19 protein-coding genes and 2 pseudogenes are annotated in these 23,005 nt (G+C 72.5%); 14 read left to right on the top strand and 7 right to left on the bottom strand.

The features are described 5' to 3' along the window. Nucleotides 1-3 precede the first annotated feature (3 nt). From D6270_RS32055 to D6270_RS32040, 4 genes are all read right to left on the bottom strand, one after another. The gene (locus D6270_RS32055) at nt 4-1,848 is read right to left on the bottom strand and encodes a glycoside hydrolase family 20 protein (protein ID WP_109162223.1); all 1,845 of its coding nucleotides are present in this window, start codon (nt 1,846-1,848) and stop codon (nt 4-6) included. 80 nt (nt 1,849-1,928) lie between these two features. After that, nucleotides 1,929-2,834: a polysaccharide lyase gene (locus D6270_RS32050; RefSeq protein ID WP_109162224.1), complete on the bottom strand. Its 906-nt coding sequence runs from the start codon at nt 2,832-2,834 to the stop codon at nt 1,929-1,931. Nucleotides 2,835-2,870: 36 nt separating this feature from the next. Continuing rightward, nucleotides 2,871-3,932, bottom strand: a complete 1,062-nt coding sequence (locus D6270_RS32045; protein ID WP_109162225.1) for a dihydrodipicolinate synthase family protein — start codon at nt 3,930-3,932, stop codon at nt 2,871-2,873. After that, nucleotides 3,932-4,966, bottom strand: coding sequence for an NAD-dependent epimerase/dehydratase family protein (locus D6270_RS32040; RefSeq protein ID WP_109162226.1), 1,035 nt, complete (start codon nt 4,964-4,966; stop codon nt 3,932-3,934). Before D6270_RS32040 ends, D6270_RS32045 begins: the two co-directional genes overlap by 1 nt. Before the next feature lie 121 nt (nt 4,967-5,087). Between D6270_RS32040 and D6270_RS32035 the strand changes: the two genes are divergently transcribed. From D6270_RS32035 to D6270_RS31970, 14 genes and pseudogenes are all read left to right on the top strand, one after another. Next, nucleotides 5,088-6,218: a GntR family transcriptional regulator gene (locus D6270_RS32035; protein WP_109162227.1), complete on the top strand. Its 1,131-nt coding sequence runs from the start codon at nt 5,088-5,090 to the stop codon at nt 6,216-6,218. A 149-nt stretch (nt 6,219-6,367) separates the two neighbouring features. After that, on the top strand, nt 6,368-7,390 hold the full coding sequence (locus D6270_RS32030; protein ID WP_109162228.1) for a Gfo/Idh/MocA family protein: 1,023 nt from the start codon (nt 6,368-6,370) through the stop codon (nt 7,388-7,390). Continuing rightward, complete coding sequence (locus D6270_RS32025; RefSeq protein ID WP_109162229.1) at nt 7,387-8,163, top strand: sugar phosphate isomerase/epimerase family protein; 777 nt, start codon at nt 7,387-7,389, stop codon at nt 8,161-8,163. Before D6270_RS32030 ends, D6270_RS32025 begins: the two co-directional genes overlap by 4 nt. A gap of 184 nt (nt 8,164-8,347) precedes the next feature. Beyond that, the gene (locus tag D6270_RS32020; RefSeq protein ID WP_109162230.1) at nt 8,348-9,658 is read left to right on the top strand and encodes an ABC transporter substrate-binding protein; all 1,311 of its coding nucleotides are present in this window, start codon (nt 8,348-8,350) and stop codon (nt 9,656-9,658) included. Continuing rightward, the gene (locus D6270_RS32015) at nt 9,655-10,629 is read left to right on the top strand and encodes a carbohydrate ABC transporter permease (protein ID WP_109162231.1); all 975 of its coding nucleotides are present in this window, start codon (nt 9,655-9,657) and stop codon (nt 10,627-10,629) included. The genes D6270_RS32020 and D6270_RS32015 overlap by 4 nt, the downstream gene beginning before the upstream one ends. Continuing rightward, nucleotides 10,626-11,552 (top strand): carbohydrate ABC transporter permease, encoded by a 927-nt coding sequence (locus tag D6270_RS32010; RefSeq protein WP_109162232.1) that lies wholly within the window; start codon nt 10,626-10,628, stop codon nt 11,550-11,552. The genes D6270_RS32015 and D6270_RS32010 overlap by 4 nt, the downstream gene beginning before the upstream one ends. Nucleotides 11,553-11,690: 138 nt before the next feature. Next, entirely contained in the window at nt 11,691-12,629 is a 939-nt protein-coding gene (gene yhfZ / locus D6270_RS32005; RefSeq protein ID WP_030809088.1) for a GntR family transcriptional regulator YhfZ, read from the top strand. Between the two features lie 107 nt (nt 12,630-12,736). Further along, nucleotides 12,737-13,122: pseudogene (locus D6270_RS32000) on the top strand (PRD domain-containing protein). Between the two features lie 69 nt (nt 13,123-13,191). Further along, nucleotides 13,192-13,548: a DUF2620 domain-containing protein gene (locus tag D6270_RS31995; RefSeq protein WP_109162234.1), complete on the top strand. Its 357-nt coding sequence runs from the start codon at nt 13,192-13,194 to the stop codon at nt 13,546-13,548. A 41-nt stretch (nt 13,549-13,589) separates the two neighbouring features. Continuing rightward, nucleotides 13,590-14,924, top strand: a complete 1,335-nt coding sequence (locus D6270_RS31990; protein ID WP_109162235.1) for a YhfT family protein — start codon at nt 13,590-13,592, stop codon at nt 14,922-14,924. Nucleotides 14,925-14,960: 36 nt separating this feature from the next. Next, entirely contained in the window at nt 14,961-15,917 is a 957-nt protein-coding gene (locus D6270_RS31985) for a phosphotriesterase family protein (RefSeq protein WP_109162236.1), read from the top strand. 1 nt (nt 15,918) lies between these two features. Next, on the top strand, nt 15,919-17,037 hold the full coding sequence (locus tag D6270_RS31980) for an aminotransferase class V-fold PLP-dependent enzyme (protein WP_109162237.1): 1,119 nt from the start codon (nt 15,919-15,921) through the stop codon (nt 17,035-17,037). A gap of 2 nt (nt 17,038-17,039) precedes the next feature. After that, nucleotides 17,040-18,203 (top strand): alanine racemase, encoded by a 1,164-nt coding sequence (locus D6270_RS31975; protein ID WP_109162238.1) that lies wholly within the window; start codon nt 17,040-17,042, stop codon nt 18,201-18,203. A 10-nt stretch (nt 18,204-18,213) separates the two neighbouring features. Next, nucleotides 18,214-19,466, top strand: a pseudogene (locus D6270_RS31970) (phosphopentomutase). A 49-nt stretch (nt 19,467-19,515) separates the two neighbouring features. Here the strand turns inward: D6270_RS31970 and D6270_RS33550 are convergent. The 3 genes from D6270_RS33550 to D6270_RS31955 all read right to left on the bottom strand — a co-directional run bounded on the left by D6270_RS33550 (nt 19,516) and on the right by D6270_RS31955 (nt 22,784). Beyond that, nucleotides 19,516-19,875 (bottom strand): DUF4232 domain-containing protein, encoded by a 360-nt coding sequence (locus D6270_RS33550; RefSeq protein ID WP_264081552.1) that lies wholly within the window; start codon nt 19,873-19,875, stop codon nt 19,516-19,518. A 335-nt stretch (nt 19,876-20,210) separates the two neighbouring features. Then, on the bottom strand, nt 20,211-21,629 hold the full coding sequence (locus D6270_RS31960; RefSeq protein ID WP_109162241.1) for a hypothetical protein: 1,419 nt from the start codon (nt 21,627-21,629) through the stop codon (nt 20,211-20,213). 111 nt (nt 21,630-21,740) lie between these two features. Beyond that, nucleotides 21,741-22,784, bottom strand: a complete 1,044-nt coding sequence (locus D6270_RS31955; RefSeq protein ID WP_109162242.1) for a LacI family DNA-binding transcriptional regulator — start codon at nt 22,782-22,784, stop codon at nt 21,741-21,743. Nucleotides 22,785-23,005 lie beyond the last annotated feature (221 nt).

The following is a 23,005-nucleotide window of genomic DNA, read 5'->3' as shown; positions in this document are numbered from 1 at the left end:
CGCTCACGCGTGGGCCGCCTTCAGCAACTGGTGCCGCAGCCGGTCGAGTTCGCCGATACTGTCCTCCAGGCCGCCCGGACGCGACCGGAGCAGCCAGCAGGCTCGCTGCTCGGCCAGCAGGGGTTCGATGCGGCGCAGCAGGTGGCGGGCGGCCGTCGCGCCGATGGCGTCGGCACCCGCGAGCCTGGGCTCCTCTCCCGTCCCCTCCGCATCGGCGCCCACGGGGGCGGCGGCACGCGCGCGGAGCACGTCCAGGCCGAACTCCGCGAGGCTGATGACGTGCTGGAGTTCGCGCCGTACCGTCTCGCCGTCCGCGGCGGCCGGGGCCGCGGCGGTCAGGTCGTCCCGGCAGGCGGCGAGGGTGGCCGCGACCCGGTCCAGCGCTTCGGGCGGCGGGAAGGCCGGCAGCGGCACGGCGGGGTCGGGGAAGAGGGCGCGGGCGATCGGCGATGCGTTGAGCAGCGGGACCTCCAGGTCACGGTGGACGCGGCCGAGGCGCGTCAGGGCGCCCCCGGTCAGCCGGGCCTCGTCCAGCAGGACGTGCTGGTCCAGTACGGCGGCGATGTCGAGGTCCCGGTTGGCCTCCAGGCACCAGCTGACCGCCCCGCCGAAGACCACGGGCCCGTAGGTCACCGACGGCGGGTCCCAGTGGCCGTGGTCGCCCCAGGAGGTGAGGAGGAATCCCTCGGCCCCGTTCTCCCGGCCGGTCTCGGCCGCGTCGACCATGTTGTCCACCGCGTTGTCGATCCGGCCGAGCAGGGAGTTCCAGTTGCTCGCGCCGGGAGCGACCCAGAACGGCACCCCGGCCTCGGAGAGCAGTTTGGCGCGGGACCGGAACCCTTCGCGCAGGTTGTCCACGTCGGCGCCGAGCCGCTGCCAGGTGCGGGCCTCGGGGGTGTCTCCGTCGATCACCTCCGCCAGCAGCCGGGGGCCGTCGTACTGCCAGACCACGGGCACGGCTCCCGGCGGGACCCGGTCCATCAGCCCGGGATGGCCGGCGAAGACGTCGGCCCAGAACTGGACGGTGCGGCCGGCGGCGAGCCAGGGCTCCATGAGGCGGGTGACGAAGTCGAAGTAGACCTCTCCGGCTCCCTGCCGGGCCACCCGGTCCGCCGAGCGCCCCCGGCCCAGCTCGAATGGTTCGTCCGCGCCGATGTTCAGGCGCCGGGACCGGACCTCGCGGGCGACCTCCGCGACCAGGGCGGTGGCGAAGGCGGCGTTGTCGTCGGTGGGCTCCAGGGTGCTGGGCGGCCGGTGGAAGCCGCCGCGCTCGAACCCCTCGGGGCTCTCGGCGCGGTGGGCGTGGCGCGGGTGGCGCAGGAAGCGTTCCATGTGGCCGAAGGTGTTCTGGTTGGCGACCAGTTCGATGCCGGCGGCGGCGCAGCGCCCGTCCAGCCACCGCAGGTCCTCGGCGGTGAGCGGGGAGGCGTCCTGCCACACCACCTGGTGGTCGCGGAAGGCGAACGTGTGCTCCGTGTAGAGCTCCAGCTGGGTGTAGCGGGCCAGGGCGAGGAGCTCGGTCCAGCGGGCCAGCGTACGACGGGTGGGGACCCGGTCGCGGCTGATGTCGAGCAGGAACCCCCGTACCGCGAAGTCCGGGTGGTCGCTGATGTCGTAGCCGGTGGCGGTGAAGTCCCGCCCGGCCCGGAGCTGGTCGAGGGTGTGCAGGGCGTAGCGGAGGCCGAGGGCGTCGCGGTGGCCGATGGTGACGCCCTCGGGTCCGGTGCGCAGGCGGTAGCCCTGGACCGGGAGTCCGGGCTCGGGGTGCGCGCGGACGGGGGCGTCGAGGGGAGCGCCGCCCGGGGTCGTCGCCAGGGTGCGCGGGGCGGGGAACGGGGTGACGGGCACGGCAGGGGCTCCGGGGGTGAGGGGTGGCGGGTGCGCCGGGCGGCGTGGCGCGTTGCGACCGCCGCCCGGCGCGGTTCGGCTCAGCGGCAGGAGCTGAGTTCGCAGATGTCGTTGCGGTCGGTGGAGACCTTGATGTCGTCGTACCAGATGTAGCTGTTGTTGTTGTTCGGGGCGAAGGACGGGGTGGCGCCGCCCGCGAAGCTGGAGAAGTAGGCACGGTCGACCTGGTCGCTGTTGGTGACGAAGCGCAGGCCGGTCACCTTGGCGGCGGACTTGCCGTTGTAGAAGACCTCGATCTCGCCGTCCGCGTTGGCGTTGCCGTTGCTGACGCTGTTGACCTTGACGCGCTGGGCGACGTTGACCCACTGGTTCTTGGGCCAGTGGATGTCCGCGCCGTTGTTCTTGAGGACGGCGTAGTCGCCGTACTGTCCGGCGTGGCCCATGTGGTAGTAGTACACCGCCGCCTGGCCGTTGTTCTGGCGCCAGATCATGCGGGAGCTGAAACCGTTCTTGCCGTCGCAGACCTGGCCGCCGGAGCAGGAGGCGCCGCCCGCCAGTCCGAGGCCGACCTTTCCGGCGTACTCGGTGGTGCCCCAGCTGAAGTCGCCGCTGAACTTCACCCAGAACGACAGGTAGTACTCGCGTGCCTTGGTGAGGGCGAAGGGGGCCTGCGCCCCGGAGTCCTCGGGACCGATCTTGCCCTTGGGGTAGTGGATGCGCAGGGACTTGGAGCCGCTGTGGGCGGGGGTCGTGTTGTCGATCCGGGCCCGGGTCTCCATGCCCTGCTGCCAGGGCGCGTTCCAGCCGTCGGCCGCCCACTGGCTGAGCGGGTAGGAGTTCCCGGCGGCGGGCCGTTCGAAGGTGTTGACCTTGTACGTGGGGGCGGCGGCCGGTGACGCGCTGCCGGCTGCCGCCTGCGGGGCCAGGACGGCGGTGGGGACGAGCAGGGCGGTGGCCGTGGCCAGGAGCAGGGTCTTCTTCTTCATCGTTCCTCTTCCCTGTGGGGTGGGTGCGGGGTGACGTCAGGCGAGCCAGCGCGGTCGTGCGCCGGCGATGAACGCGTCCTCCTCTGCGAGCCAGGGGTAGGCGGTGTGTACGCGGTCGATCTCCCGTGCCTGTCCGGGCGAGAGGCCTTCCGCGGGATCGAGGCACCAGGTGCCGGTGAGCAGTCCCTGGCGTCGGAGCACCTCGTGGACGCCCGCGATGACTCCGGCGAAGCCACCGCGTACGTCGTAGACGGCGGCGTTGGCGTCGGTGTCCCCGGCGAGCCGGGCCAGCGCCCGCCGCCGGGCCGCCGCATCCCCGGCGTCCGCCGCGTGGACGTCGCCGAGCAGCCGCACGGCGGAGCGGGTCCACACCGCCCAGTGGCCGAGCAGCCCGCCCACGAAACGGCGGACGGCGGGACCGGCGGGGGTGGTCACGTGGTACGGGGTGAGGAGGTCGGCGACGATGTTGTCGTCGTTGCCCGTGTAGAGGGCCACCTCATGGCCGCGCGCGGAGTCGGCGACGCCCTGGACGAGTTCCAGGGTGCGGTAGCGGTCGAAGGGGGCGGCCTTCACCGCGACGGTGGACTCCTGGTCGGCCAGCGCGTGCCAGTAGGCGCGCGGCAGTTCACGTCCGCCGACCGCCTCCTGGAGGTAGAAGCCGATGACCGGGAGGATCTCGCCGACGGCGGCGCTGCGGTCCAGGAGGTCCTCGGTGGTGGCGTGCGGGAGGCCGGCCGGTGAGACGAGGACGGCGTCGTAGCCCAGTTCGCGGGCGGTGACGGCCTCCTGGACGGCCTGGCGGACCGGCCCGGCGACTCCGGCGACGCGCAGGAAGGGGCGTTCGGCGGCGACCGTCCCGCTCTCCTGGGCGGCGAGTTCGAGGACCCGGCGGAACAGCCCGTGCTCCCGGATGGCGAACTGGGTGGTGTGCACGCCCACGGCGATGCCGCCCGCACCGGCTTCCAGGTAGTAGCGGGTCAGGGCGCGCTGCCGCCGTTCGTCGAGGGTGCGGTCGGCGGTGAGGGCCAGGGGGTGGGCGGGGATGACGGTGCCCCGGTGCAGCAGTGCGGCGGTCTCCGCCGCCAGGGTGGCGGCCATCAGAACCGCCCGTCCCGTCGCCCGAACTTGGTGGGCTTGTCCCAGAGTTCGCCGCCTTCGGTGATCCACCGGGCCTGGAGGTCGATGAGTTGGCCGAGCGTGCGGTCCGGATAGCCGAAGAGGGTGTGGCAGAGGGCGGCGTCCGCGAGGAGGCTGGTGGCGGGCTCCTGTCCGGTGAACTCCGCTACGGAGCCGAGTCGTTCGGCCAGTCGCGTGGCCAGCCCCCGCATTCCGGCCGTCTCGGGTCCGGTCAGGTTGAGGAGGAACGGCTCGGGCGCGGTGGCGTGCAGGGCGCTGCGCAGGACGACCTCGTTGGCGTACCGCTGCCAGACGACGTTGACCGCGCCCGCGCCGAGATCGACCGGCTCTCCGGCGAGCAGGGTGCGGGCCAGGTCGGCGAGGACGCCGTAGCGGGGCTCCACCGCGTAGTTGAGGCGGATCAGGGCGACGGGTGTGCCGTCGGCGCGGGCCGCGTGGGTGAAGACCTGTTCGCGGCCACGGCAGGTGATCGCGTAGTCCCCGGCGGGGCGGGGCGTCTCGTCCTCGCGCGATCCGCCGGTCACCGGGTCCGTCATCCCGTAGACGTTGCCGGTGGACAGGGCGACGATCCACGCGCCCCGGAAGCGCCTGGCCACGAAGGCGGGCAGCACCGTGTTGGTCATCCACGCCTGTTCCGGGGCGCCGGAGGTCCCGAACTTCGCGCCGACCAGGTGGATCACGACAGCCGCGTCCGGGAGGGAGTCCAGGGCCGCCGGGTCGGCGAGGTCGGCGACGGCGGTCCGTACGCCGTGCCCCTCCAGGGCGGCCCGGGCCCGGGCGTCCGTCCAGCGCGACACGGCCAGGACGCCGGTCTCCGTCCGGCCCGCCGCGTCCAGTGCCCGGCGGGCCATCGCGGCGATACCGGACCCGGTCTTGCCGCCGGCCCCCAGGACCACCACGTCGCCGGGCCAGTCGGCGGCCTCGGCCATCAGGGCGTCGCCGGGGCGGCCGAGCTCCCGCTCCAGCTCCGGGACGCTGTGCCGGAGTTCTTTCATGAATTCTCCCACCCAATTCATTCCTTCAAAGGGAATGAATTTCTGCATCTCCTGACGCTGGGGTTACGAAATCACCGCCAAGTGGTTGACGCAAGAGGAGGATTGATGCAATCTCCCCAGCATGAAATCGGCAAAGGAGAAGGATTCATTCCTTCGAGGCCCCAAATACCTGCAAGTCGCGGAGCGTCTGCGCAGGGAGATCGCCGACGGGGCGTGGGCCCCGGGTACGCAGTTGCCCGTCGAGAAGGAGCTGGCCGGCACGCTCGCGATCAGCGTCAACACCTTGCGCCGGGCGGTCAGCGAGCTGGTGGACGAAGGGATCGTGCAGCGTCGGCAGGGGGCGGGAACATTTGTCTCACCGCCTGGGGAAGCCAATGCCGGGGAAGGTGAACAGCCCCGTGGCCGACGGCTCGTGGGCGTCCTCGTACCGTCCACCACGTACTACTATCCGCGGGTCGTCGACGGCATCCAGCGGGTGCTGCGGGAGGCAGGGGTCGGCGTGCTGCTCGCCTCGTCCAAGTACGACCCCGCCCTCGAACGCGAAGAAGTGCGGGCGATGGTCGACAGCGGTGTGCAGGGCCTGCTCCTCGTGCCGAACCTGCATCTGCTGGACGACGCCCAGGCACACGTGGACGCGCTGCACCGGCTCCCGGTGCCCCATGTCCTGGTGGAGCGGTTCCCGCCCGCCCCGGCGCCGGACGACCCCACCACGTACGTCGGCACCGACCATCCGGGCGGCGTCTGTCTGGCGCTGCGCCACCTCAGCTCGCTCGGCCATCGCCGGATCGGGCACCTGGGGCGGCTGCGCACCGGCACGGCGGACATCGTGGCGCGGGGGTTCGACGAGGCCGCCGCACTGCTGGGGGTCGAGGTGGTGGACGGCTCGGTGGCCCGGCAGGACCACTGGACCGACGAGGGCATCACCGCGTACGTGCGGCACTGCGCGGACGCGGGCATCACCGCGGTGTTCTGCCACGGCGACCGGGACGCCGCCGCCCTGGTGGTGGCGGCACGGCGGCACGGCCTGTCCGTTCCGGGCGCGTTCGCGGTCGTCGCGTACGACGACGAGGTGGCGGAGGTCGGCGACCTGCCGCTGACCGCGGTCTCCCCGCCGAAGGAGGAGGTCGGGGCGCTCGCCGCCCAACTGCTCCTGAGCCGCATGGAATCCGGTCCTGGTGCCGTTTCCCATCAGGTCCGCATCCAGCCGCGGCTGGTCGTCCGTGCCTCCTGCGGCGCCGCACCGGACCGCTGACCCGCCGCGGTCGTCCGACGGGGCCGCGCCCACCGGCCCCGCACCTCGGCCCACGGCCACGCGCCGGACGAGTCGGCCCCTGCCCCGATCCACGACGGCCCGCCGCCGACACCCCCTCACTTCCGTATCCAGCGACCCCAGGAGAACACATGCCCCCCGAACCGCCCACCGGCCGGTTCCGTATCGGCGTACTCGGCGCGGGAGGCGTCGGCGCGGCCCATGTGCACGCCGCCGCCGGAGCCCAGGGCTACGAGATAGCCGCGATCTGCGACACGCACCGCCCCACGGCCCAGGCGCTCGCCGAGGCGGCGGCGGTCCCCGTCTACGGCGACCACCGGACCATGTTCGCCGAAGCCGCCCTGGACGCCGTGGTGATCGCGGCTCCGCACGCTCTGCACGCGCCGATGACCGTCGAGGCCGCGCGCGCCGGACTGCACGTGCTGGTGGAGAAGCCGATGGCCACCACCTCCGAGGACTGCGCGCTGATGGAGCGGGCGTGCGCGGAGGCCGGCACGCTGCTGGCGGTGGCCCATGTGATCCACTTCCACCCGGTGGTGCGCGAGGCCCGCTCGCTCATCGCCTCCGGCCGCTACGGCGAGCCGCTGCTCATCACCCACCGGCGCTCCTCGCACTACGAACCCGGTTCCCGGCCGCCCTGGTTCTTCGACCGGGCGGTGGCCGGCGGCGGGATCGTCCTCAACGTCGGCACCCACGGTCTCGACCGCATCCAGCTGTTCGCCGACTCCACCGTGCGCCGGGTCAGCGGCGTGGTGCGCGGCCGGCCCGGCCTGGAGGTGGAGACCGACGCCCTGGCCCTGGTCGAACTCGACAACGGCATCAACGCCAGCGTCGCGCTCACCAGCAGGGGCATGCCCTACTTCGACGAGACCGAGGTCGTCCTCGACGAGGCGACCCTCCGGATCTCCGCGACCGAGGGGTTGTTCGTCCTCCGCGACGGGCAGGCCACCTGCCTCCTCAAGGCCGAACCCGGCCATCAGCGGCAGGCTTTCAAGGACCAGCTGGACGGCTTCGTGGCGGCGGCGCGCGGAGGGTCCGGTGCGTATGTCGACGGCGCTTACGGCCGCAGCGTCGTCGCCGCCGCGCTCGCGGTGTACGCCTCCGCCGAGCTGGGGCAGCGGGTCGATGTGCCCGCGGCGCGGGTGGCTCCGTGAACCGGCGGGCGTTCAGCACCCTGGGCGCTCCCGGCGCGGACCTGGACGAGGTCGTACGCCTCGCCCGCACCGGCCGTTGCCAGGGTGTCGAACTACGGTGCGCGGTGGGCCAGTTGGTGTACCCGGACATGCCCGCCACGGAGGCCGGACGGCTCGGCGCCGCGCTGCGCCGGGCGGGACTGGCCGTACCGGTCCTCGCCTCGTACGTCCAGGTCGCAGCCGACGACAGCGGTGTCGTCGAGCGGCTGGCCCGGCACATCGATCTCGCGGCCAGGCTCGGCGCCGCCCAGGTGCGGGTCTTCGGCGGCGGCGCGGACCGGGCGGACGGGCGGCGGGAGCAGGCGGTGCGCCATCTGGCCCGGGCCGCGCCGCTCGCCGAGGCGGCCGGGGTCGGCCTGGCGCTGGAGACCCACGACACGTTCCTGACCGGTGCCGAGGTGGCCGCCGTTCTCGAAGCCGTCGGCTCGCCCCATGCCGGCGCGGTGTGGGACGCGGTCAATCCGTGGCGAGCCGGCGAAAGCCCGGAGCGCACCGCCGCGCTGCTGGGGCCCTGGCTCCGTCACGTACAGCTCAAGGACGTTGCCTCTCCCACGGATCTGCGCCCGGTGCCGCCCGGCCACGGCGTACTGCCGCTGCCCTCGGTCCTGGCACAGCTCGGGCGCCTCGGGTACGGAGGGTGGATCAGCCTGGAGTGGGAGCGCGCCTGGTACCCGGACGCGCCTCCGCTCGCCGACGCGCTGCCCGCGTTCCACCGCGTCCTCGACGCCGGCTGAGCCCGCCGCCGACTTCCTACGTCCACGCCTGGACGCCCCGTCACCCTCCGGGATCTCCGTACGACCGCGTACGAACGTCTCTCCTTCTTCCCGGTGCCCCTCCCCTTTCCTTGCTCTCCCCTGAAACGAGGCTCCCCCATGCGTCACCTCTGTCCCGCCATCACTCCCGTACCGGCTGCCTGCCATGGCTAGGCCGGGGATCAGCAGACGCCGGGCGCTGTCGGCCGGGCTGTGGACCGCCCTGGCGGGTGTCACCGCCACCGCGTGCGCCGACGGTGCGCCGGACGATGCCGACGGGCCGCTGACCCTCTGGTCGGCGCTGCGCGGCACGGACACCCTGGTCGCCGCCTGGAACGAACTGCACCCGGACGACCCCGTCGACTTCTCGCCGATGACCTCGGGGCTCGCCGGTGGCAACGCCAAGTTGTCGAACGCCGCACGCGCCGGGAACGCACCGGACATCGTCACGCTCGTCGACGCCGACCTGCCGTCCTTCGCCATCGACGGCGTCTGCGCGGACCTGACGGACTTCGTCACGCCCCGGCTGCGCGAGCGGCTCGGGCCGCAGGCGTGGACCAACGGGGTGCTGGGCGGACGGACGTACGGCATTCCGGTGGACCTCGGCCCGATGCTGTTCGCCTACCGCGAGGACATCCTGACCCGGCACCGTATGGAACCACCCACGACCTGGGAGGAGTTCGGGGATGCGGCCGGCCGGCTGAAGCGGGACGCCGGTGTCGACCTGACGACCTTCCACCCCAACGCGTACAACGTGCTGGCCGGACACACCATGCAGAGCGGCGGGCAGTGGTTCGCCATCGAGAACGACGCCTGGGTGCTCGACTTCCTCGGCGGGCCCACCCGGCGCGTCGCGGAGTTCTGGCAGGGCCTGGTCGACGAGAAGCTGCTCATGTTCGCGCCCGGCTCCAGCCAGCAGTGGCTGTCCGCCCTGGCCCGGGGGCAGGTCGCCTCGCACCTGGTCGGACCGTGGGGGCTCGCCGCTCTCGTGCGCTCCGTGCCCGGCACCTCCGGGCGCTGGCGGGTGGCCCCGCTCCCCCGCTGGGAGGGCGGTGAGGACGTGGTGGGGACGGACGGCGTCTCCGTGCACGCCATCACCGCGGGCAGCCGCAGGAAGCGCAGGGCGATGCGGTTCCTGGAGTGGATGACCACCTCGCCGGAGGCCATCACCGCCCGGCTCTCCGGCGGCAGGTCCAGCATCCTGCCCGCCGACGCGGGTCTGGTGGCGAACGCCTCCCGCGAGTTCGACACCGCGTTCTACGGCGGCCAGGACGTCTACCGGCTCGTCGCGGACCAGGCGCGGCTGCTGCGTACCGGCTGGACCTGGGGGCCGCGCATGCAGGCCACCGCGACCTCGCTGCACCAGGGGCTGGCCCGGCTGGAGTACGGCACCACCATCACCGAGGCGCTCCGCACCGCCCAGTCCGAGACGCTGCCGGACATGCGCAGCCTGGGCCTTTCCGTGAGGCAGGCATGACGACCACGACTCCCCCTTCCCCTTCACCTTCCCCGGTGACCACCACGTCCTCGCCACGGACACGCCGTCCGCAGCGGCTGGCCGTCGGTGCCCTGCTCGGACCGTTCGGCGTCCTGCTGTTCGGCGTCTTCGTCGTCCCGACGCTCTACGCGGTCTACCTGAGCTTCTTCTCGACCTCGCACAGCGGTCTGGGCTTCGGCACGGCACAGACCTCGTTCGCCGGTCTGCGCAACTACGCCGCCGTCCTCTCCGACCCCAGCTTCGTCCGGGGCGTAGGGGTCACCCTCGTGTACGCGCTGGTGTTCATCCCGCTGGTCCTGGTGGGAGCGCTGGCGCTGGCGCTGCTGTTCGACTCGGGGCTGATCCGGGCCCGGCAGCTCACCCAGACGCTGCTGTTCGTCCCGCACGCGGTGCCGGGCATCATCGCCACGGTCATCTGGCTCTACCTCTACACACCGGGCATCTCCCCCGTCCTGGACGCGCTCAAGGGTGTCGACATCACGATCGACTTCCTCGGCCTCTCCATGATCATTCCCTCGCTGGTCAACATCGCTCTGTGGAGCGGTCTCGGCTACACCGCGGTCATCTTCTTCGCCGCGTTGCGGGCCATCCCCCGCGAGCTGATCGAAGCCGCGGCCGTGGACGGTGCGGGACCGGTGCGCACGGCGCTAACCATCAAGGTGCCGCTGGTGCGCGCCACGCTCTCGACGGTGGCCATCTTCACGACCATCGGCGCGCTCCAGCTCTTCACCGAGCCGATGCTGCTGGCGAAGGCGACTCCGCTGATCAGCCCGCGCTACACGCCCAACATGTACATCTTCGACGCCGCGTTCACCCGCAACAACTACGGGCTGGCCTCGGCCGCTTCCGTGCTCCTGCTGATCGTCTGCTGCGCACTCTCCTTCGCCGTCACACGCGGCTCCACACGGCGGACGACACGAGTCACCTCATCGAGAAAGGCCCGCCCGTGAGTACGCCGGTCCGCACGATCCCTCCGGCGCCGCACGCGCCGGCCGCCCCTTCGCCCGACGCCCGCCCCGCCCCGCGCCCGGTGCGGAAGGGCCGCTGGTACGGCAGGACGGCGGCCAACCTCGTGGTCGGGCTGAGCGCGCTCTACGCGCTGCTGCCGCTGCTGTGGCTGCTCGCGGCCTCCACGGTGGACTCGGAGGCGCTGTTCGCCTCGGACTTCTTCTCCCTGTCGAACTTCGCGCTGTTCGACAACATCGAGGCGCTGCTGGCCCAGGACGACGGGGCGTATCTGCGCTGGTACGGCAACAGCCTGCTGTACGCCGTCGGCGGCGCGGCCGTCGGCGCGCTGATCAGCACGGCGGCGGGCTATGTCTTCGACAAGTTCGAGTTCGCCGGGAAGCGGGCGCTGTTCGCGCTGATCCTGGTCTCCGTGATGGTCCCCGCGACGGTCCTGGCGCTGCCGATGTATCTGCTGGCCTCCGATCTGGGGCTGGCCAACACCGTGTGGTCGGTGCTGATCCCGGTCCTGTTCAACCCCTTCGGCGTGTATCTGGCGCGGATGTTCTCCGCCTCGTACGTTCCCGGCGAGGTGCTGGAGGCGGCGCGGATGGACGGGGCGGGCGAGCTGCGCAGCTTCCTCTCCGTGGGGCTGCGGATGATCGCCCCGGGGTACGTCACGATCTTCCTCTTCCAGCTCACGGCGATCTGGAACAACTTCTTCCTGCCGCTGGTCATGCTCTCCGACGAGTCGCTCTACCCCCTGAGCCTGGGGCTCTACAGCTGGAACGCCGCCGCACCGATCAACCCGGACTACTACCCCCTGATGGTGATCGGTTCGCTGCTGGCGCTGCTGCCGCTGGTGATCGCGTTCCTGCTGCTCCAGCGGTACTGGCGGTCCGGTCTGACGGCGGGCAGCGTGAAGTAGCGGCGGTGCGCGACCGTCCCCCGGCGTCCGTGGCGCCCGGCCCGAAAGGGTGCGGGCGCCATGCCGTACGCAGGGAGGCCGGGCTCCCGGTTCCGCAGGGCCTTGTCAGTATCCAGAATCCTGTTTACTGTTCGAGGCGTGGACGACTTCGACTCCCGCTTCCTCACCCGCAACGGCCTGGCCGCCCGGCAGCTGGCCGTCCTGCTGCTCAACCACGAGCCGGACACCCGCCTGCCCCGCGTACGGGACTTCGCGGAGGAGCTGGGATGCGGCAACGGCACCGTCCAGGCCGCGCTCCAGCTGCTGGAGGAGTCGGGAGCGATCACCACCACCGCCCGGGGCCACCTGGGCACGTTCCTCGTCCGCTCGGACCGGGCGGTCCTGTGGCGGCTGTCCGGACTGGGCACGCTGCTCGCGGCGATGCCGCTGCCGTACTCCCGCCGCTACGAGGGGCTGGCCACCGGTCTGCGCGGAGCGTTCGAGCAGGCCGGGGCACCGTTCGCCGTCACCTTCATGCGCGGCGCCGGAGCCCGGACCGCGGCGCTGCTGGAGGGGAAGGTGGATCTGGTGGTGCTGTCGCGGTTCGCCGCCGACCAGCTGATCGCCGAGCACCCGGTGGAGCTGGTGGCCGACCTCGGTCCCGCCACCTACGTCGGCGCGCACGGGATGCTGGTGCGGCACGGCGTCGACCTGGAGACACCGGGTCTGCGGGTGGCGGTCGACCACACGTCGGAAGACCTGCGCATGCTGGTGGAGCGCGTGTTCGCCGGGCGGCGCGACATCGAGTGGCGTGAGGTCTCGTACATGCAACTGCACGACCTCTTCGCCCGCCACGAGGTGGACGCGACCGTGTGGAACCTGGACGAGGCCCGCGAGCGGCTGGGCATCGGGGTCGACGTCCTCCCCCTGGGGGACGAGGTCACCCGCGAGCTGGCCCTGCGGAACTCCAGCGCGGCGGTGATCGGCCGGAAGGACGGCGCGAAGGCGCTCGACGCGGTGCGCGAGGCGCTCGATCTTTCGGTGGTGACGCGGATGCAGAGTGAGGTGTTGCGGGGCGAACGCACGCCCTCGTACTGACCGGGAGGCCGGTACGGGGCCCAGGCCCGGTGAGCCCCCGAACCGGCGGGAGTGTCGCACGGCCTGAAAATACAGAATCCTGGTTATTGTTTATTAGGAGGATCACCATGGACGAAGCGCTCGCTCTACGGCTTCGCCTCTTCCGTGAGGGCGGCCAGGCCGCCCCGAGGTCATCGACTTCGTGGCCGCCGAGCTGACCGCGCTGGAGGACGAGGGAAGGACCGTCACCGAGGCCACGGCCGGCATGCTCACCAGCCATCTCACGATGGCGCTCGGCCGTCTCCTGCGCGGGGAGCCGATCGAGGAGTTCTCCACCGACGAGCAGGTCGCGGCCGAGCTGGCGGGCCATCCCGAGGCCGTCGCACGGGCCCGGGCGATCTCCGCGCGGGCCGAGCAGGCCCTGGGGCCCGCGCTCCCCGAGTCGGAGATCAACTTCCTCGGCCTGCATCTGGCCGCCCTGGCACAGAAGTCGTCCGCCGCTCCCGGCACCTGACCCGCCCGACCGCCCCCGCGCACCCTCGTACGCGGCAGTCCGCCGCACAGCACAGAGAGAAGGACAGCAATGACGAAGATCCTCACCGGCGGAGTCGGCAAGGTCGAGGTCACCCGGGCCATCGACGCGCTCGGGATCGACTCGCTCGATGTCGCCGCCTCCAGCGACATCGACGCCGCGATGAAGTTCCGGGCGGGCCAGGCCGACTACTACCTCGGCACCTGCCACACCGGTGCCGGCGCCTCCCTGGGCGTCCTCGTCGGCCTCATGGGCAGCGCCGTCTGCCACACCTTCGGCCGTGGCGTCCCGGACGCCGCGGAGATCGACGCCCTGCTCGCCGACGGCAAGAAGGTCTTCGGCTTCTCGATGGACCAGATCGACACCATCGCCCCCCTCATGGCCCGCGCCATCGCGGACCACGGCTGACCCGGCGCCGGATCGCCGTACCGGGCACCAAGGAGTGACTCGTGAGCACCACCCTCGCCGCAGGCAGCGGCTTCGACTTCACGCTCGCCCAGCAGCTGACCGTCATAGCCCTCTGTGCGCTGACCGCCTTCATCGCGCACATGGCCCTGGCCGTCTTCAACGATGGGGTCCGCCCCTTCCTGCTGGACTTCATCCAGGGGCGCACCACCCGCAGCGCGACGACCGCCGTGTCCTTCGGTCTCTCCGCCGGGTTCATCTTCGGCCTCGGTGCCCCGATGGCCCTCTCCACCGGGGTGCTGAACCCCTGGCTGCTCTTCCTCCCCACCGACATCCTCGGCCTGCTGTCACCGAAGAAGTGGCTCGCGCCGATCCTCGGCGGGGCCTGGGGCGCGGTGGTCGTCTTCGGTCTGAACGGCGCCAACAACATCGCGCACGACCTGCCGGTCGACTTCCTGACCGCGATGCAGCAGATGTCCACGCCGATCCTCTTCCTCTTCACGCTGTTCCCGGTCCTGGCCATCACCAAGCAGTTCGGCAGGCTGCGGGGCGCCGTGGCGGGCGTGGTCGAGGTGGCCCTGGTCGTCCTGACGATGAAGCTCTGGCCGAACATGTTCGCCGGGGCGCTGGCCATGGCCGTCGGCGTGCTCATGCTCATCGGCCTCGCGGTCGCCAAGGACCTCCGGCAGCGCCGGGCGGACCGGGCGGCCGGGGTGGTCGAGGAGGTCCCGGCGGACGATCCGATGGCGTCGCTCTTCAGCGCCAGCGCGGCCCGGCTGCGGCGCTACCTGCCACTGTTCATGGTGCTCGGCGCCGGGGTCTGCGTCCTCGCCCAGATGCATGTGTTCGGCGGCGGTGAGGCGACGAGCTTCCTGATCGCCAAGGGGCAGTACGCCGAGGCCGCCCAGGTCGACTTCTACCGGGTGTTCGGCTTCATCCCGCTGATCGCGACGACCGCGCTGGCCTCGGGTGCGTACGGCATCGCCGGTTTCACGCTGGTGTACCCGATCGGCTACCTGATGCCGAACCCGTTCCTGGCCGCCGTCGTGGGTGCGCTCGTCTTCGCCGTCGAGGTGCTGGCCCTCTCCTGGATCGGCAAGGTGCTCGGCAAGCTGCCCAGTGTGCGGGACTCCTCGGAGCATCTGCGCAGCGCCATCGGCGACACCCTCCAGCTGGCGATCCTCTTCGGTTCGCTGATGGCGGCGAACGCCATGGGCGGCGGGCTCGGCATCCTCATCGTCGGCGGGCTGTACCTGTTCAACGAGGCGATGGGGCGGCCCGTCGTGAAGATGGCGGCGGCCCCCGCGGCGGTCATCGTCGGTGGCGTCGTCCTCAACCTCCTTTACTGGCTCGACCTGTTCACCCCGGTCAAGGGCTGACCCGCCCACCGGCACGTACCGGAGAAGGAACCCGCCATGAACCACCCCCCGCCCCGCACCCTGCGCACCGTCACCGGAGAGCTCGCCGCCGACGCGGTACGCGGCCCCGTCCTCCCCCACGAGCACCTCGTCCTGGACCTCGACCGGCAGGGGGACGGGGCGGCCGTCCTGGACGCGGCACACCACGCGGCGGCCGTGACCGGCGAACTGAGCGGCCTGCGGCAGCGGTTCGGGCTCTCCCTGGTCGTCGAGCTGACCTGCCGGGGCATGGGCCGCGACGTCCGGGCGCTGGCCAGGATCTCCCGGGAGGCGGGCGTGCCCGTCGTCGCCGCGACCGGCTGGTACTACGAGCCTTTCCACACCCCGGAGATCGACACGGCCGACGTGGACCGGCTCGCCGCCGTCCTCGTACGGGAGATCGAGGACGGCATCGGCGCCACCGGCATCCGCCCCGGTGTCCTCGGCGAGATCGGCAGCCACGGCGACCTACCGTCGCCTGCCGAGGCCAAGGTGCTGCGGGCCGCCGGGCGGGCCGCGCTGGCCACCGGGCTGCCGTTGGCCACCCACGCCCAGCTGGGCCGGGGCGGTCTCGCCCAGCTGGATCTGCTCATGGCGGAGGGCCTGCCCGCCGAGCGGATCTGCGTCGGCCACCAGGATCTGCTGGACGATCCCGGGGTGCACCGGGAGCTGGCCGAGCGGGGCGCGTACGTCGCCTTCGACACGGTCGGCAAGGAGTCCTACCAGAGCGACGCGACCCGGTTGCGGCTGCTGTCGGCCCTGGTGGAGGCGGGCCACGGCGACCGGGCCCTGCTCAGCTGCGACATCTCGCGCCACGGCTATCTGCGCGGCGAGGGCGGCCAGGGCTACGGGCACCTCTTCGAGGACTTCCTGCCCGCTCTCCGGGCGGCGGGCGCGGACGACGAGCTCATCGACCTGCTGACCCGCCGCAACCCGCTGCGCTTCCTGACCGGCGCCGACGTGGAGGAGAACTGACGTGGAACCCCCTGTACTGCCCGAGACCTTCCCGCTGGCGACGGTCGGCCTGGAGGACGCGGTCGCCCGGCAGTTCCGGCTGCTGGAGGCCACCGCCGCGCACTTCGAGGGCGATCAGCTCTTCTCGGCCGACGCGGGGGTCGTCCCCGGGCTCGGCAGACCGCGCACCACGGCCCGGGTGGAGGCCGTGCTCGCGGACTTCTTCGGTGCCGAGGACGCCGCCTTCGTCCAGGGCGCGGGGACCGGCGCGATCCGGGCCGCGCTCACGGGGGCGGTCCGGCCGGGCGAGGAGCTGCTGATCCACCGGGCCCCGGTGTACCGCAGTACGGAGGTCACCCTGCGCGGTCTCGGCGTACGGACGGTGGAGGCCGACTTCAACGACCTGGAGGCGCTGCGGGAGGCACTGGCCTCGGGCCGGTTCCGGTGGGCCTACGTCCAGCACACCCGGCAGCGGCTGGGTGACTCCTACGACCCGGCCGAGGTGATCGCCGCCTGCCGGGCGGCCGGTGTGCGCACGGTGGTGGACGACAACTACGCCGTGCTGCGCACCCCGGCGGCCGGTGTCGAGATGGGCGCCGACGCGTCGTGCTTCTCCCTGTTCAAGCTGCACGGGCCCGAGGGGGTCGGCCTCGTCACCGGCGCCCGTGACCTGGTCGCCCGGGTCCGCGGCGACAACTACTCCGGTGGCGGGCAGGTGCAGGGCCATCAGGCGCTGGACGCCCTGCGCGCGCTCACCCATGTCCCCGTGGTGTGGGCCGTCCAATCCCGGGTGGGCGCCGAGGTCGCCGAACGGCTGGCGGCCGGGGAGGTGGAGGGTGTCGCGCAGGTGCGGATCGCCAACGCGCAGGACCGCTGCCTGCTGGTCCGGCTGGACCGGCCCGTCGCCACGCGGCTCCCGGCCGTGGCCGCGCGGTTCGGCGCCGCGCCCTACCCGGTCGGCTCCAACTCCCGCTATGAGATCGCTCCGCTCTTCTACCGGATGTCCAGCTCCACCCTGGACGACGCCCCGGAGCTGGCCGACCGGACCGTACGCGTCAATCCGATGCGGGCCGGCGCGGATCTCGTGATCGACATCCTGCGCCGCTCGCTCGCCGCCCTGAACGAACCGAAGGACCGCTGACCGTGTTTCTGGACACCGTGCTCCACCGCAACCCCGGGCTCGTCGACGCCGCCGCCGGCCTGCACGACCGGGGGGACATCCCGCCGGACACCTACGTCATGGACCTCGACGCCGTCGAGGAGAACGCGGCGCTGCTCGCCGGGGAGGCCGAACGCGTCGGTGTGGGGCTCTGGTTCGTCGTCAAGCAGCTGGGCCGCAACCCCGAACTCATCCGGGCCGTCGCCCGCCACATCCCCCGCGCCGCCGCCATCGACGTCGGCGAGGCCCGGACCCTGCGCAGCGCGGGGGCGCTCCTCGGCAACGTCGGCCACCTCAGCCAGATCCCTCGGCGCGCGCTGCCCGGGATACTGGCGCACCGCCCCGACCACGTCACGGTCTTCGACCTGGCCAACGCGCATGCTGTGGCGGACGCGGCCCGCGCGGCGGGGCGGAGGCAGGACGTCCTGATCCGGATCGAGGGCGCCGAAGGCACCGTCTACCCCGGTCAGGAGGGCGGCGTACCGCTGGAGCACCTGGACGCCTTCGCGGAGGCCGCCGAGGCCCTGGACTCCGTCCGGATCGCGGGTGTCACCGCCTTCCCGTGCGTCCTGTGCGACCCGGCCACGGGTCTGCCCACGGCCACCCCCACCTTCGACCTGCTGGTCAAGGGCCGCGAGGTGCTGGCCGCCCGAGGCCACCGCGACCTGGTGCTGAGCGCCCCCAGCGCCACATCGGCCGCCTCCCTCCCGCTGCTGGCCGAACGGGGGGCCACGCATGGCGAACCGGGCCATGCCCTCACCGGCACCACGCCGCTGCACGCCCTCGACCCGACGCAGCCCGAGAAGTCCGCCTACGTCTACGTCACGGAGGTCGCCCACACCCTCGACGACGGCCGCCCCGCGCTGTTCGGCGGCGGCTTCTACGCCCGTTCCCACATCCGCAGCGCCCTCCTCCCCCGGTCCGGCGCCCGCCTCGGCGTACAGGACGCGCCCGCCCGGAACATCGACTACTACCGGCTGCTCGACGCGCCCGCCGCAGGCACGGACGTCCGTGCCGGCGACACCGCGCTGCTCGCCTTCCGCACCCAGATCTTCGTCACCCGCTCGACCGTCGCCGTCGTCTCCGGCCTCTCCTCCGGCACCCCCCGGCTGAGCGGCCTCTACGACGCCCAGGGCCGAGCCCTGTAAGGAGCACCTCATGGCCAGGACCGTCATCGTCGTCATCGACGGATTCGGCATCGGCGCCATGCCCGACGCGGGCGCGCAGCGCCCGGGCGACCTCGCCGCCGACACCTGCGGGCATGTTCTCGACCACGCGCGCACCGCCCTGGGCCGCCCACTGCGGCTGCCGGTGCTGGGGGCGCTGGGCCTGGGCCTGGTCCACCCCCACCCGGACCTGGACCGGCGCACCCGGCTGCCGGTGGCGGCGGGCCGCGCCGCACTCGGCTACCCGGGCGCGGACACCTTCGCCGGGCACCAGACCATGATGGGGGCCGACTTCAGCCGGGTCTCCGTCGCCCGCCTGGCCGACCACCTGGACGAGGTCGCCGGTGCGCTCGCGGCGGCCGGGCACCGGACGGAGCGGCTGGACGGCCGGCCCCTGCTGCTGGTCGACGGGACGGTCCTCGTGCACGACAACCTGGAGGCCGATCCCGGGATCAACTGGAACGCCTCGGGCTCGCTGGAGGACCTTCCCTTCGAGGGGGACACCGGGATCCTCGCCATCGCCCGCACCGTACGCGCGGTCGCGCCGGTCGCCCGGGTGATCGCGGTCGGCGGACACGCGGACGGGCCGCTCCCCGGCTTCGTCCGGCCCGGCGAGGGCGGGACGGTCGGCCTGGACACCCCGGCCACCGGCTTCTACCGCAACGGCGGGCTGCGCGTCCGGCATCTGGGCGCCCCGCTGGACCACACCCGCCAGCTGCCCGAACTGGCGGCGGGCGCCGGGATCCCGGTCACCCTGGTCGGGAAGGCGGCCGACATCCTGGTGTGCGAGGCGGCGGCCCGCCGCCCGGCCGTCGCCACGTCGGAGGTCCTGGACCACACCCTGGAGGCCGTACGCGCCGACGGCGACGCCCTGGTCGTCGCGAACGTGCAGGAAACCGATCTGGCGGGCCACCAGCAGGACGCCACCCGGTACGCGCGGCTCCTGGAACAGGTCGACGCGGGGCTCGCCGGGCTCGTGGCACTGCTCGCCGCTTCCGGTGACCGGCTGATCGTCACCGGGGACCACGGCAACGACCCGACGATCGGCCACGCCCACCACACCCGGGAGTACGTGCCGGTGCTCATCCACCGTCCCGGCGAGGACGGCATCGAACTGCTGCCGGACGCGGACACGCTCGCCGATGTGGGCGCCACCGCCGCCCGGTCGCTGGGCCTGGCCCCGAACAGCTGGCGACCGGCACCCCGCTGCACACCGGCAGGCGGACACCCGTCCTGCGTCCGTAGCGGCGGGTGTGACGCGGGGGCCACGCCCGCCGGTGAAGGGGGCCCAGGCTCAGGGCGCCTCGGCGGCGAACGGCCCCACGGTGAAGGTGTCGCCGCAGACCTGGAGCGCGGCGGGGGCCTCGGCGCTCAGGGCCGCCGTGTTGTCCGGCGGATACACCTTGATCTTCGCGGGCTTCTTCCAGCAGTCGCCGTCGGTGACGTCCTTCCCCGGCGTCTTGACCACCGCGTGCACGGCCTTGCCCGGCGCGACCTCGAGGAGGCCGCCGCCGCTCCGGTCCTGGGAGCGCTCGGCCGGTTCGCCGATGGGTGCGCCGGAGGCGTCGGTGAGGGAGAGCCCGGCGTACCCCTTCAGCGTGCAGGGGCCCTCACCGGTGTTGGTCAGCGTCAGATCGAAGTACTTGCTGTTCATCTCCTGGCCGGAGGCCGAGATGGCCGCCTTCAGCATGTCGGTGGTGCAGTCGCCGCCCCTGCCCCGCGTCGCGGTCTCCTCGCCACCGGGGTCGGCGGTGCCGGAGCCGTCCGGCTGTTCCGTGGCGTCCGGGGCGGTGGAGGACGCGGCCTGCGGAGCGGTTCGCTCCGCCGAAGCCGGTTCCGTGGCCGTGCCCTCCTTCTCCGCCCCGCAGGCCGACAGGCTCAGCGCTCCCACAGCGGCCAGCGCGAGGAGAGCGGACGGACGGCGGACTTGGTACTTTCCCCATACACTCATACCTTCCGGCTGTCCGCTCCGGCCGCTGTCATGCACTTCTAGGCGAAACGCAGCCTGTTCTTCGTGGTGTTGCGCGCCACGAAGAGGGTGAGGAAGGCCTGCCCGGCCATGGCGCCGATGCGGTGTTCGCGGCCGTAGTAGGTGTTCTCGCCCGAGGCCCCGTAGGTGCGCCCGTCGGTGAAGCGGGCCATCAGGCTCAGCTGCTCCTCGTTGTGCAGCCGCTCCCAGGTGGCGGCGGCCGGATCGATACCGGTGTCCTGCCCTGTCAGGGAGACCAGCAGGTCGAAGTTGCCGAAGTAGAACGGGAAGTGCGTGCCCCAGTCGTTGCCCTCCGGGTAGTGGATCCGGCCGGAGCCCGGCTGGTAGATGGTCCTCACCGTGCCGTCCGGGGCGGTGAAGGGCTTGTCGACCAGGGCGGAGTAGACGCGGGTGATGTTGTGCAGCGCGGCGCGGGGCGCGCTGCGGTCGGCGAGGCCGTACACGAAGCCCTCGTAGAGGCTCTGGTCGAAGGCGACCATGTAGAGCGGGTGCAGGATGTTGTGGTTGTCGAGGGTGCCGTCGTCGGCGATGTTGGTGCCGCGCAGCCAGCTGGAGAGCCTGATGCCGTTGACGGTCGTGGTGCCGGTGAGGTCGGCGGGGCAGGCGGCGGCCGCCAGCAGCAGTTCGAGGTTGCGGCGCCTCCACGCGGCGGCGCGCGGGTGGCCGGGCATCATCACCTCGGCGAGGGAGAGGACGGCGGCGCTCCAGTTGTCCTCCTCCGCCTTGCTGTCCCCCGGGGTGACCACGGTGCCGTCGCGCCGCTTCTCGTACAGCTGGTGACCGCTCGTGCCGACCAGGAACAGGTCGTTGCCGGTGGTGAGCCGGTCCGCCTCCCAGGCGGTCATCGCGGCGATGTCACTCCGCGCCTTGTCGTCCAGCTCAGCCCAGAAGAGCCAGCCGGCGAGCGCCGTGTAGTACGCCCAGAGCGCCGTCTGCCAGCCGTTGCCCCAGCGGGTGGCCGGGGTGGTGTTGTTGGCCAGGTGGCGGGCGGCGAGCGTGCGGATGAGGTTGCGGGTGCGGATGGTGGCGTTGGCGGCGGAGAGCGTGGCCGGGTCGTAGACGCCGGTGACGAGGGCGGTGGTGGTGGCGACGGCGGCCATCGCGGGCAGCCGGATCGCGCGCTCGTCGGTGCCCTTGAGGTCGATGTAGCCGTCCGGGAGGTACGTGCGGTAGGTGGACGCGTACCACGGGCCTATGAGGTAGCGGGAGCTGCCGGCCAGGATCGTCCTGACGCGCCGCCCCGCCGCGTCCTGGGCGGGGTAGGAGCCGAGCCGCTTCCAGTCGACCGGTACGACGTCTCCCCCGGCGGCCGCGTCCCGGGCACGCGCGGTGGCGGGCAGCCCGAGTGCGGCAGAGGCGCCGAGGGCGAACGAGGTGGTGAGGATCGCGCGGCGGGTCGGGCGGTGCGGAGAGGTCATGCGGCGCTCCCGTGGGGTGAGATGCGGATGATGTTCCGTACTGGGCCGGTGTCGTACCGGGTCTGGCCCTACCCGGTACGCGGTGGATCGACGCGCGCCTCCCGCCTCTCCCTACGAGGGCAGCGGGCGCCGCACGCCGTCCGTGGACTCGCGCACCGCCAGCCGGTGCGGTGCCGTGCGGACCTCGTAGGGAATCGGGTCCTCGGAGCCGATGCGGGTGACCAGGCAGCTCACCGCCATCGCGGCGATGGACGCCTGGTCGGGCACGACGGAGGTGAGTGAGGGGGTGCTGTAGAGCCCTTCGGCCGAACCGTCGACCCCGGCCACCGCCACATCGCCCGGGATGTCCAGCCCTGCTTCGTACAGCGCTCGTTGGGCCCCGACGGCGAGCATGTCGCTGAAGCAGAAGACGGCGTCGGGGCGCACCCCGTCGGGCAGTCCGAGCAGGGTGCGCATCGCCGCCAGGCCGTTCGGGCGGTCGAACTCCCCCACCTGGGCCGCGAGTCGGGGGTCATACCTCAACCCCGCCTCATACAGGGCCTGCTGGAATCCCGTCAACCGCTGACGACTGGTCGCGGAACCCTGTTCGTCGACGCCGATGGCACCGATGCGGGTGCGGCCCAGCGAGGCCAGGTGCGCGGTGACCTCTCGCGCGGCGGCGACGTTGTCGATGAGCACGTGGTCGGCGACGACGTGCTCACCGCCGTAGCTCCGCTCACCGAGCAGGACGAGGGGGAACTCGTCGGCGACGGGGGCGAGATCGGCCGGGGAGACGCGCAGGGGCGAGAGGATCACGCCGTCCAGCAGTGAGGCGCCGACGCCGGTGGCCAGGCGCAGCTCCTCCCGGGCGTCGCCCCGCGTCTCCTCGATGAGGACGGTGAAGCCCCGGCCGGATGCCTCCCGGGCGACATGGTGGGCCAGCTCGGCGAAGTAGGGCGTCGTGAGGTCCGGGACGGCGAGCGCGATGAGGCCGCTGCGTCCGGTACGGAGCCGGCGGGCCGAGGCGTTGGGCCGGTAGCCGAGCTCCCCGACAGCCTCCATCACCCGGACGCGGGTGGCGTCGGAGACGCGGGGCGCATTGCGTACAACGTTGGACACGGTCTTGATCGAGACCCCCGCCCGCTCCGCCACATCTTTGAGCGTGACCGCCCCCATGAACCATCCCTCCCACCTCGTTTTCCTTGATTATGCACGGTACAAGGGCGGTTGTCCGCCCCCTGGACGGCGGGGAAGTCCTTGCCGCCCAAGGGTTGACCTCGGGGACACACGGAAGTTACAACGTTGGAACAACACGGTTCAGGCCACGCCGGACCGCTGGTCGGCGGACGGTTTCGCACCGCCGCCGTCACGTCTCCGCCCGTCTCCCGTCGCACGAG

Source organism: Streptomyces griseus subsp. griseus (assembly GCF_003610995.1).
Classification (GTDB): Bacteria; Actinomycetota; Actinomycetes; order Streptomycetales; family Streptomycetaceae; genus Streptomyces.
The sequence above is the reverse complement of the archived record's forward strand: the minus strand, read 5'-3'. Positions and strand labels throughout refer to the sequence as shown.

Coding starts and splice junctions, on each gene's coding strand:
- D6270_RS32050 (WP_109162224.1), bottom strand. CDS start 2,834: ATGAAGAAGAAGACCCTGCTCCTGGCCACGGCCACCGCCCTGCTCGTC.
- D6270_RS32045 (WP_109162225.1), bottom strand. CDS start 3,932: ATGGCCGCCACCCTGGCGGCGGAGACCGCCGCACTGCTGCACCGGGGC.
- D6270_RS32040 (WP_109162226.1), bottom strand. CDS start 4,966: ATGAAAGAACTCCGGCACAGCGTCCCGGAGCTGGAGCGGGAGCTCGGC.
- D6270_RS32035 (WP_109162227.1), top strand. CDS start 5,088: ATGAAATCGGCAAAGGAGAAGGATTCATTCCTTCGAGGCCCCAAATAC.
- D6270_RS32030 (WP_109162228.1), top strand. CDS start 6,368: ATGCCCCCCGAACCGCCCACCGGCCGGTTCCGTATCGGCGTACTCGGC.
- D6270_RS32020 (WP_109162230.1), top strand. CDS start 8,348: ATGGCTAGGCCGGGGATCAGCAGACGCCGGGCGCTGTCGGCCGGGCTG.
- D6270_RS32015 (WP_109162231.1), top strand. CDS start 9,655: ATGACGACCACGACTCCCCCTTCCCCTTCACCTTCCCCGGTGACCACC.
- D6270_RS31995 (WP_109162234.1), top strand. CDS start 13,192: ATGACGAAGATCCTCACCGGCGGAGTCGGCAAGGTCGAGGTCACCCGG.
- D6270_RS31985 (WP_109162236.1), top strand. CDS start 14,961: ATGAACCACCCCCCGCCCCGCACCCTGCGCACCGTCACCGGAGAGCTC.
- D6270_RS33550 (WP_264081552.1), bottom strand. CDS start 19,875: ATGAACAGCAAGTACTTCGATCTGACGCTGACCAACACCGGTGAGGGC.
- D6270_RS31960 (WP_109162241.1), bottom strand. CDS start 21,629: ATGACCTCTCCGCACCGCCCGACCCGCCGCGCGATCCTCACCACCTCG.
- D6270_RS31955 (WP_109162242.1), bottom strand. CDS start 22,784: ATGGGGGCGGTCACGCTCAAAGATGTGGCGGAGCGGGCGGGGGTCTCG.